At 39.3% G+C, this 11,014-nt stretch carries 9 protein-coding genes; 6 read left to right on the forward strand and 3 right to left on the reverse strand.

Annotated features, from left to right (window positions below):
* Nucleotides 1-93: 93 nt before the first annotated feature.
* Nucleotides 94-1,983: a squalene--hopene cyclase gene (shc, locus tag DCC39_RS08565; RefSeq protein WP_338066546.1), complete on the forward strand. Its 1,890-nt coding sequence runs from the start codon at nucleotides 94-96 to the stop codon at nucleotides 1,981-1,983.
* Here the strand turns inward: shc and DCC39_RS08570 are convergent.
* Together DCC39_RS08570 and DCC39_RS08575 are read right to left on the reverse strand one after the other, a co-directional pair.
* Nucleotides 1,975-2,721 carry a metallophosphoesterase gene (locus tag DCC39_RS08570; RefSeq protein WP_116554476.1) on the reverse strand — a complete coding sequence of 249 codons (747 nt, stop codon included), beginning with the start codon at nucleotides 2,719-2,721 and terminating at the stop codon, nucleotides 1,975-1,977. The genes shc and DCC39_RS08570 overlap by 9 nt on opposite strands.
* A gap of 70 nt (nucleotides 2,722-2,791) precedes the next feature.
* A complete protein-coding gene (locus tag DCC39_RS08575; RefSeq protein ID WP_116554477.1) occupies nucleotides 2,792-4,981 on the reverse strand; it encodes a DNA topoisomerase III in 2,190 nt (729 codons plus the stop codon).
* A gap of 248 nt (nucleotides 4,982-5,229) precedes the next feature.
* Between DCC39_RS08575 and DCC39_RS08580 the strand changes: the two genes are divergently transcribed.
* From DCC39_RS08580 to DCC39_RS08590, 3 genes are all read left to right on the forward strand, one after another.
* A complete protein-coding gene (locus DCC39_RS08580) occupies nucleotides 5,230-6,285 on the forward strand; it encodes a fatty acid desaturase (protein WP_116554478.1) in 1,056 nt (351 codons plus the stop codon).
* A 102-nt stretch (nucleotides 6,286-6,387) separates the two neighbouring features.
* On the forward strand, nucleotides 6,388-7,524 hold the full coding sequence (locus DCC39_RS08585) for a sensor histidine kinase (protein WP_116554479.1): 1,137 nt from the start codon (nucleotides 6,388-6,390) through the stop codon (nucleotides 7,522-7,524).
* Nucleotides 7,521-8,120 (forward strand): response regulator transcription factor, encoded by a 600-nt coding sequence (locus DCC39_RS08590; RefSeq protein ID WP_116554480.1) that lies wholly within the window; start codon nucleotides 7,521-7,523, stop codon nucleotides 8,118-8,120. Before DCC39_RS08585 ends, DCC39_RS08590 begins: the two co-directional genes overlap by 4 nt.
* A 2-nt stretch (nucleotides 8,121-8,122) precedes the next feature.
* On the opposite strand, the gene DCC39_RS08595 is transcribed toward DCC39_RS08590, so the two are convergent.
* Nucleotides 8,123-8,482: a DoxX family protein gene (locus tag DCC39_RS08595; RefSeq protein ID WP_116554481.1), complete on the reverse strand. Its 360-nt coding sequence runs from the start codon at nucleotides 8,480-8,482 to the stop codon at nucleotides 8,123-8,125.
* 141 nt (nucleotides 8,483-8,623) lie between these two features.
* Here DCC39_RS08595 and DCC39_RS08600 point away from each other — a divergent pair, with 141 nt between their 5' ends.
* Both DCC39_RS08600 and DCC39_RS08605 read left to right on the forward strand, forming a co-directional pair.
* Entirely contained in the window at nucleotides 8,624-9,052 is a 429-nt protein-coding gene (locus DCC39_RS08600) for a DUF2935 domain-containing protein (protein WP_116554482.1), read from the forward strand.
* A 204-nt stretch (nucleotides 9,053-9,256) separates the two neighbouring features.
* Entirely contained in the window at nucleotides 9,257-10,903 is a 1,647-nt protein-coding gene (locus DCC39_RS08605; RefSeq protein ID WP_165820809.1) for an AMP-binding protein, read from the forward strand.
* The last annotated feature ends 111 nt before the right edge of the window (nucleotides 10,904-11,014 follow it).

An 11,014-nucleotide genomic window follows, 5' to 3' on the forward strand; every position in this document is an offset into this window, starting at 1 on the left:
TAGTCAACAATCGCTCCCTCTCTCTTATGCATGATCGATAGTTAGAACGAATATGTATAGGGAATAACAATGAAGGTTAAAAGAGAGGATCGAATGTCCATGAAACAAATGGTGGATGCAGAAATCAAACGGTTAACGAAAATTCTCGTAAGCGCCCAAGAACCGTATGGCTCATGGTCTTATCCGTTTGATATAGGCATTGAAACAGATTGCTATATGATTATTCTGTTACGCACATTGGAAATAAATGATGAAGAATTCATTCAATTGCTAGTGAGGAAAATTATGAGCAGGCAAGAACAAAACGGAGCATGGAAGCTCTTTTATGATGAAGAAGAAGGAAATCTTGCGCTGACTGTTGAAGCTTATTATTCACTTCTTTATTCAGGCTATCTTGAAAAAGAAGATCCTAGGATGCAAAAGGCGAAACAATTTATTTTAAAAAACGGCGGAATTGAAGAAGTCAACATGTTTACAAAAGTAATGTTAGCTTTAACGGGGCAATATAAGTGGCCGCGTTTTTTTCCGATTCCGGTTGAAGTTATCTTATTTCCTACATGGTTTCCATTGCACTTTTTTGATTTGTCGATGCAGGCAAGGGCAAATTTAACGCCGATCTTAATTTTATCGGATTATAAATACAGTGTGAGGACGTACCGTTCTCCGGATTTATCTGACTTGTTTCTAGGGAACGCTCGTCATAAAGAGTGGGGAGATTGGAGAGAGCTTCAGCCTATTCTTTCACAGATTCAACAAAGCATGAAATTTTTAATCGGGTATCCAAGAGAGTTACATCGGCTTGCATTGCAGAGAGCTGAACAATATATGTTGGCAAGAGTGGAATCCGATGGCACATTTCTAAGTTATTACAGTTCAACCTTTCTAATGATTTTTGCTTTAATGGCAAGAGGCTATGCGAAGGAGCATCCTTTGATTAGGAAAGCTGTCCGTGGATTAAAATCGTTTGTCACTTTTTATGGCGGGGACATTCATGCGGCTTACACGACGGCGAACGTTTGGAACACGACGCTTGCCGGCTATGCCTTGCAGGAAGCAGGAATGCCATATACTTCACCAACCATTCAAAAGTCGCACGAGTATTTATTGTCGCGTCAACATATGTTATATGGCGATTGGGCAGTATCGAATCCTAATGCTGTCCCTGGAGGCTGGGGATTCTCTCATATTAATACGATGAATCCTGATGTGGATGATACGACTGCTGCCTTAAGGTCGCTACGGACTTTTATGATCGAAAAACCCAAATACAGGCAATCTTGGGATCGAGCGATTAGATGGATCGTTTCAATGCAAAACAATGACGGGGGATGGCCTGCTTTTGAAAGGAATGTAAATAAAGCGATCCTAAGTTGGCTGCCGATTGAAGGAAATGAAGGAACAATGCTTGATCCGTCGTCAGCCGATTTAACGGGGAGGACGTTGGAGTTTTTCGGTAATTTTACCCATTTAAATGAATATCACCATTTTATAAAACGCGGCGTGAGGTGGCTATTGAAGGATCAAAGAAACGATGGTTCATGGTATGGCCGCTGGGGCATTTGTTTCATATATGGCACCTGGTCTGCGGTTACGGGTTTAACGGCGGTGGGGGTACGAAAGGATCACCACCAAATCCGTAGAGCGATAAAGTGGCTGCATCACATTCAACAGCAGGACGGAGGCTGGGGAGAGTCTTGCCTGAGTGATATAAGAAAGGAATATGTACCGCTAACAGAAAGTACGCGCACCCATACAGCTTGGGCGCTTGATGCCCTGATTGCGGCAGAGGATCAAGAAACGGATCCAATCAAACGCGGTGTCCAGTACTTAATAGATACGGCGGGAAAAAATGACTGGACACAAACATATCCGAAAGGCCAAGGACTCCCGGGTGCATTTTATATCCATTATCCGAGCTACGAATACATTTTCCCGCTTTTAGCGTTAAGCCATTACAGAGAAAAATTTTGCGATTCACAATAAGAAGGTATGATCCCTCACTTCAAGATTAGAGGTTATTGAATGTAGCTGATATTCGCCATTTTCCTTCAAATGAAGACCGTGCAGCATGCCGCCGAAAACCGCTCCCCCATCAATATCAATCTTTGTTTTGCATGGTGAGATCCAAATGTCATCTTTTTTGTTAGGATGAATTCGTCTCGTTGGTGTATGCCCGAATATAATCATTTTTCCTGATTTGTTTTCTTTTGTATAGAATGGTTCCCGAATGGAACGAAAAAACATTTTCTCGGTGTCACGCCAATCTTTTCTGCGCGGATCGATGCCGGCATGGACAAAAAGATAGCCCTCATGTTCAACATAATCTGGCAGTGATTCCAGAAATGTAATCTCTTCAGGGAAAAAATGTTGTAATGCTTTCGATAAATCGGTATGGGAAAGTGAATGGAAACGCTCTTCACCTAAGAAGGAAGAGATGGTAGCTTTCCCTCCTCTTGGATAATAATAAGTTGCATGATTAATAGGAGCATCAAGCCATTCAAGAAACATTTCCTCATGATTGCCGCCGATCACTACAGCTCCGTATTCCTTACGGAGTTTCATTGCCAATTGAACAACGCCACGGCTATTTTCCCCTCGATCAATCAAATCCCCAATAAAAAATAATTTTTCTGAATCCGGATTCCAATATGTTAAAAGCTGTTCTAGTTGCTTGAGACAGCCGTGAACATCTCCGATAATAAATGCACACTCAGTCATCATCCATCCCCCTTTCCATCATTCTAATACAAATAGAGAAACAAATGGCAACTTTAGCCCCTTAAGCATGGAGTTAATCAAATTTCAACCTTTTTAATGCTTCTGCCAATGCATTATTCAGAGGTTCTTCATCTTTCTGCTGGTTCTTTAGATACTTTTGTACAGTGCGTTTATCCACTTTACCGGCAGATTCTCTTTTACGACGAGCTTCAAAGGCAGATAACTTTTCACGGTGTCCACATTTACATACAAAAACTTGGCCAACCCCTTCACCATGCAGCTCCAGTTTTTTATGGCATTTTGGACAGCGGGCGTTTGTGATGCGGGAGACATTTTTACGATGTCCACATTCCCGATCTTGGCACACGAGCATTTTCCCTTTTTTACCGTTCACTTCAAGCATTGGTTTTCCACAGTCTGGACAATGTTTGTGTGAAATATTGTCGTGCTTGTATTTTTTATTGCTTGCTTTAATTTCAGCAACGATTTCTTTTGTGTGCTCTTTCATTTCATTAATGAACACATCTTTTTTCAACTTGCCTTTTGCAATGAGCTCAAGCTTTTGCTCCCACACAGCTGTTGTTGCAGGTGATCGTAATTCCTTTGGTACTAAATCTAGTAGCTGCCGGCCTTTTGATGTGATATAAATTTCTTTACCACCACGTTTTTCAATTAAGAATGAATTGAATAACTTGTCAATAATATCTGCACGTGTTGCAACCGTACCTAATCCACCAGTTGATTTTAAGGTATCTGCAAGCTCTTTATTACTCGTTTGCATATACCTCGTAGGGTTCTCCATGGCGGACAGTAAAGTAGCCTCTGTAAAGCGTGCAGGTGGCTTTGTTTGGCCCGATGTCTGAGCGACTAACTTTGTCTTTAATACATCGCCTTTTTCAATGCTGGGCAATAATTGGTCTTTTATATCGTCTGTTAATTCTTCATCATCAAATCGGTTTTTGTAAACTTCTTTCCAACCAGCATTGATTACTGTTTTACCTTTAGCAATGAATTTTTCTCTACCAATTTCAGCCTGTACCGTTAATTGTTCATATTCGTGTGCTGGAAATAAAACTGCTAAGAAACGTTTTACTACTAAATCATAGATTTTTCTTTCTTTATCAGTGAAAGCAGAGAAATTTACATATCCTTCAGTCGGGATAATTGCATGATGATCGCTTAATTTCGAGTCATTAACGAACGATTTATTTGCTTTAATTGGCTTAGCTAAAATTTTATTAGCTGCTGATCGATACTCGCCAACACCACATGCTTTTAAGCGCTCAGGAATCGTTGAAACAATATCACTTGAAATATATCGAGAATCTGTACGAGGATACGTTAACACTTTATGTTGCTCATACAGTTTTTGCATAATATTTAATGTTTCTTTTGCTGAATAGCCGAAAAACTTATTTGCGTCACGTTGTAGTTCTGTTAAATCATAAAGCCCTGGGGCAAATATTTTTTTTGGTTTACGGTCAATTGCCACAATTTTAGCATCTTGACGACCAAGTGATTTAACAATCGCATCGATTTTTTCTTTGTTGAAGCTACGACTATTACCGTTCGAATCTTGCCATGTTAATTTAATCGTATCTGTTTGTGCCTCGATGCCGTAATATATTTGTGGCTTGAAATTTTTAATTTCATCTTCTCTTGCTGCAATTATAGCTACTGTAGGTGTTTGAACGCGCCCGCAATTTAGTTGTGCATTGAAGCGTGTTGTAAGAGCACGAGTAGCATTCAAACCGATATACCAATCTGCTTCAGATCGTGCAACAGCAGCATGATATAAATTTTCATAAGCTTTTCCTGGCTTCAAATTTTTGAAACCTTCTTTAATCGCTTTATCTGTTACAGAAGAAATCCATAAACGCTTAATCGGCTTGTTTACCTTCGCCTTGGCAATTATCCATCGGGCTACAAGTTCACCTTCACGACCTGCATCTGTCGCCACGATTATTTCATTAACATCCTTTCGGGTGAGTTGGCTTTTAACAGCGTTAAATTGTTTTCCAGTCTTCTTCATTACTGTTAATTTCAAACGCTCAGGTAGCATAGGTAAATCTTCTAATTTCCATGTTTTATATTTCACATCGTAACTTTCTGGGTCAGCAAGTGTAACTAAGTGTCCCAGCGCCCATGTTACGATATATTTACTTCCTTCAAGACACCCATTTCCTTTTTTATTACAATTCAGAACACGTGCAATATCACGTGCGACAGAAGGCTTTTCCGCTAGTACTAAACTTTTTGCCATATAATCGCATCCTTTCAAAACCTTGTTCAAATATAACATAGATATATAAATGTTCCTCGTTAAAGCTATAAATCTTTATAGACCTTTAGGTTTTAAGTGGTGGGTAGTGCACTTTTTGCATACTTTCATGACACTTGTCATACTTTTTCACCTGACGTTTATGTCTTACGGAACAGCCATATCTTCCGTATCCTTAAATTATAAAAACAAACATGAGATCTCTCTTTTTCATACGTTTGGAGGATATGATGAATAAAGGCAAATCAAATCAATTACGCCGAAGTGTTGCACCTTATGAGAAATCGAATACGACATCAAGCATGAGGCAGCTTTTCAATACCATTCCACCGTTTTTCCTTCTTTGGGTGTTTGCATATCAAAGCTTAACAATCTCCATTTGGCTAACGATACCGTTGGCTATTGTCGCAGCTGGATTTCTCGTTCGTAGTTTCATTATTTTTCATGACTGTACGCATAATTCATTTTTAAATAGTAAAAAAGCAAATAATATTCTTGGTACGCTGCTTGGGATCCTTACCTTGTTTCCTTATGAAAAATGGAAACGCGAACACGCCATTCATCACGCAACGAATAGTAACTTAGACAAACGGGGAACAGGGGATATTTGGGTCATGACGATTGAAGAGTATGCAGCAGCATCATTTTGGCAAAGACTGGCGTATCGCATGTACCGTAATCCATTTGTCATGTTTGGATTAGGTCCGTTCTTTTTATTTCTAGTTTCAAACCGGATGAATCGAAAAGACGCGAAGCGAAAAGAGCAGCTTAATACGCATATCATTAATGTTTCCATTGTTGCCATTTATGCGCTGCTAGTATGGCTTATTGGCTGGCAGCCATTCTTAATCATACAGGGGACCATTCTTTTCATATCTGGTTCACTTGGCATTTGGTTGTTTTATGTACAGCATCAATTTGAAGACTCCTATTTTGAAAACAAAGATGAATGGAATTATGTGAAAGCTGCGATCGATGGAAGTTCGTATTATAAGCTTTCAAAGGTTTTGCAATGGTTAACAGGTAATATCGGCTACCATCATGTGCATCATTTAAGTCCTAGAGTTCCTAATTATAACTTGGAAAAAGTGCATAACACTTCACCGCTTTTACAGCAAGTGACAACCATTACACTTTGGTCCAGTTTAAAATCAATCCGTTTCCGCTTGTATGATGAGAAAAATAAAAAATTTGTTAGTTTTAAAGAAGTGAAGCACTTATTAAATCGACAAAGAAAAAGTATACAGCTGGCTTCCGGAAAAACAAGTTTTCAAGGTAATAAATAGTCGCTAAAAAGCCATTCAACATTGGATGGTTTTTTTCATATTGAATGGTAGCGTACCGTAGTTTGTTATAATAAGAGTATGTCAATGATTAAGGAGAAATCGATGGACAAGTGGTATCAGCTTTTTCCAAAAAGCCCGTGGATTAGTATTTATGTATGGATTATTTTTTGCATTCTTCCGTTCTTTTTTATTTTTCGCTCGTCGTCTCCTTATGAAATTATGATTGGAATCTTCATGGTTTTTCTTTTTTTTCTTTCGTATCGGTTTGCCTTTCGATCAAAGGGATGGTCTGTCTATGTGTGGGTGAGCATCGAAATTGTTATAAGCTTCAGTATGACCGTTCTTTTCGGTTATGTATATTTTTCACTCCTTTTAGCCTTTTTCATTGGAAATATTCGAAGCAAAATAGGGTTCTTTATTTTATATGGCATCCATCTTACTTCAATATTGATTGCTGTTGGCATAGGGACATTTACAGAGAAGGACATTTTCTTTTCCCAGTTCCCATTTATTTTAATTTGCATCATCGGTGTGATTTTGCTTCCATTTAATTTATACAATCGGAACAGGCGCGAACAGTTGGAAGGGCAGTTGGAAGACGCAAATAAGCGTATTTCCCAGCTTGTTGTTTTTGAAGAACGCCAGAGGATTGCACGGGACTTGCATGATACACTCGGGCAGAAGCTTTCACTCATCGGGTTGAAAAGTGACTTGGCTGGAAAACTAATCGAACGAGATAACGAGTCCGCAAAAAAGGAAATCAATGATATCCATCAAACAGCGAGAATCGCGTTAAAAGAAGTCCGGGAACTCGTAGAGGATATGAGAGGCGTAAAGTTAAAGGATGAAATTATTCACATTGAAAACATTTTAAAAGCGGGACAAATTGAATTTACGTTAACAGGAAATCCAACACTTTCTAATATTCCTTTGTTGGTTGAAAATGTGATAAGTATGTGCCTGAAAGAAGCTGTAACAAATATTGTAAAGCATAGTCAAGCTACCACTTGTACAGTCTTCATTGAGCAATTACTTGATGAAGTGCTTGTCAAAGTACAAGATAACGGAATTGGCATTCCAGATAAAAGCGATTTTAGTCAAGGGCATGGACTATTAGGAATGAAGGAACGACTCGAATTTGTGAATGGGAGCTTGGATATTCAATCAGCAAATGGGACTACACTTACAATGAGAGTTCCCAATGTAATCAAACACACAAGTCTGGAGGGATTGACGTGATTCGCATTGTCATTGCGGAGGATCAGCGTATGATGCTCGGAGCACTTGGTTCTTTGCTGGATTTAGAAGAAGATATGGAAGTTGTAGGGAAAGCAGCGAATGGTGAAGAAGCTTTAGCTTTAGTTAAACAACTTCAGCCGGATATATGCATCATGGACATTGAGATGCCGCTGAAAAGCGGCCTCGAGGCAGCAAAAGAACTTAAAGGAACAGGCTGTAAAGTGATTATATTAACAACGTTTGCACGCTCAGGTTATTTTCAACGTGCTTTAAAAGCAGGAGTAAGTGCTTATTTATTGAAAGATAGCCCAAGCGAAGAATTGGCTAGCACGATTCGCAGTGTTATGGCAGGCGGCCGGATTTACGCTCCAGAACTTATTGAAAATGTATATAGCGAAAAAAATCCGCTGACGAATCGAGAGAAGGAAGTTTTGGAGCTTGTAGCTGACGGCAATAACACAAAAGAGATTGCTGATAAACTCAGCATTAAAACAGGAACGGTCCGCAACTATATTTCAGTTATTTTAGAAAAATTGGAAGTGAAAAACCGGATCGAGGCGATTTCCCGTTCAAAAGAAAAGGGATGGTTTAAATAAAGTCATTGTCTCGTGCTTCGATAGTGGCTGTTGTAAAGGATAAACAGCAAAATCAGCATCGTAATATCCAATCTCGCATCAAAAGCAAATTGTAAAAATCCTGAATGTAAAATTGGAACCTTCGTTAGAAGAAATGCGGCGATCATAATAATAATTAATGGAATCGTTGCATTTTTTATATTTTTATTCAGCAAAATAAAAGCCCCGCATATGATTTCAAAAAAAGCGACTGTATACATCATTGGAAAAGGCAGCCCCAAGCTGACAAAAAAACTACTCAATTCTGCATCTAATAACTTCATAATCCCTGAAGTGATAAAAACATAAGCCACCACATAACGAATCAATTTTAGTGTATTCATGACATCCCTCCTCATTAAAACGATATGAGGCAACTAGACAAACCATGACAGGCAATCATCGCTGTAACTTTTGAAAGCATATCCCCTTCTTTTTTTTCATAATAGTTTATATAAAGAAGCAATTGAATGGGGAGGATGGTTATGCAATTTTATTATGGGCAGCAGATGCCTTTACGCATATTAGATGAAGCGGAGTTTTGGAAGCATCAGGAAGAAGAACACACAGTTGTTATTAGGGAACTGGTAAAAGGGTTGGAAAAGAAATACGTCGACGCGCTTAATGAATGGGAAAAAGCGCTTTCCGAAACACACCAAAGAGTGGTCAGCTTTATAGAAACGGTTACTCGTTCAAACTATTATTTACCGGCAAAACTCTACCAGCAAGTTATGCAGCTTACGTCATTCTGCATGGATCAAAGCTTGCAATTTATTGAGCTATGCCGGCAAATTAAAAACCATAGTGCCGTAGTAAGTAAAAATCAAACAGCTAAAGTAGTCCTCGATCATATTATCCGGGAATCAGAATATTTTATAGGTATTGCCAGAGCGCTTTTGTATAGTAGAAATTAATCGAAGGTCCTTGTAGAAAAAGATGCTGCAAGGGCTTTTTGTATATGCCATTTACTGTGAAGAGAGGATAGAAGAGCTGGCTCCAACTGGCATTTTGTTTTTATTCATTTCAGAATTTAAAAGGAATTCCCTCTACTTTGTCAAATTAGACTATATCCTATCTTGAATGAGTTGAAGCTATTTTTTATGCAAGAGGTGAAAACAATGACGAAACCATGGTTGAACTACTGGCCGGAAGGTGTACCCCAAACGATTGATTACGGCACGCGTTCATTGCCTGCCATTGTCTTGGAAAATTGCAAGCGGTGGCCGGATAAAACCGCGATTATTTATTATGGATGCGAAATCAGTTATCAAGAATTAGGCAATGCAATGAAAAGGTTTGCTGCATGGCTGCAAAATAATGGTGTTCAAAGAGGTGACCGTGTAGCGATATATATGGAAAATACACCGCATTTTGTCATAACCTATCATGCCATCTTAGCAGCTGGCGCTGTCGCTGTATGCTTAAACCCAATGTTTAAGGAGACTGAGCTGGAATACCATTTAAATGACAGCGGTGCAGAGACATTAATTACATTAGCCGGTCTGTTCCCAATTTATAAAAGCGTCAAGGGCAAAACGAAAGTTAAACGAGTAGTTGTAGGGAAAATCGCAGATTATTTACCGGAGAATCCAGTTCTTCCACCTCACCCTAGTATGTTGAATGAACCAGAAGTTCCTGAAAATGTCCACCTTTTCCAAGACATTTTGACGTTTGAAAAGGAGCTTGATCCTGTCGCTCTTGATATTAAAAAAGAGCTCGCCTTACTCCAATACACTTCTGGAACAACGGGAAACCCAAAAGGAGCGATGATTACTCATCGAAGCCTTTTAGTTAATATTATCGGGTCAAAATATTGGTGGAAGATTGAGCCTGGGGAAGTTTTTTTGGCTGTTTTGCCATTTTTCCATGTGACGGGTATGCTTCATTGCATGTGCCAACCATTGTATTCCGGAGGAACGATGATATTATTTACCCGTTATGATACGGAGTCAGTTATCCGTGCGATCGAGATGTATAAAGTGACATTTTGGTCAAGCATTGCAACGATGAATATTGCTGTCCTTAATTTCCCGGATGTCAGAAAATATGATTTGACTTCTTTAAAATCCGTCAAATCCGGCGGAGCGAAAATTCCGTTGGAAACTTTGCAAGCGTTTAGTGAATTAACCGGCGTCTATTTGATTGAAGGATACGGTTTAAGCGAGACGATTTCTCAAATCACTGGAAACCCGCCGCACCGCCCGAAAACGGGGTCTGTCGGCATCCCTGTAAGTGATGTGGACATTAAAATTGTCGATCAGGCAGATCCTTCCATTGAGCTTCCGGCTGGGGAAGTCGGAGAGCTGATTGTCACCGGGCCGCAAGTGATGAAAGGGTATTGGAACCGTCCGGAAGAAACGAAAAAATCATTTTACAACGAATATTTGCTGACCGGGGACTTGGCTTATATGGACGAAGAAGGATATTTTTATATATCCGGCCGCAAAAAAGAATTGATAAAAGCTTCTGGCTATAGCGTATTTCCGGCTGAAGTTGAAAATTACCTTTATATGCATCCTGCCATTGCGGAATGCTGTGTATACGGGGTTCCACATTCATACCGCGGTGAAGAAATTTGCGCCGCCGTTGTTTTAAAAGATGAATATAATAATCAAGTAACAGCAGAAGACATCATTGCATGGGCTAAGGAGCATATGTCAGCCTATAAGTATCCGAGAATTGTGGAGATTAGAGATTCATTGCCTAAAAATGCATCTGGAAAAATTTTGAGGCGTCTTTTAACTGATACTGCGAAAAAAGTATAAAACACAAAAAAACAGGGTCATCATTTTTTGAAAGATCCTGTTTTTTTTTATTGTGAAAAGAAAACCATACGCTAGGCGTATGGTTCCGGAAAGCTTTCAGCGATGTATCAA

Source organism: Pueribacillus theae (assembly GCF_003097615.1).
GTDB lineage: Bacteria > Bacillota > Bacilli > Bacillales > UBA6769 > Pueribacillus > Pueribacillus theae.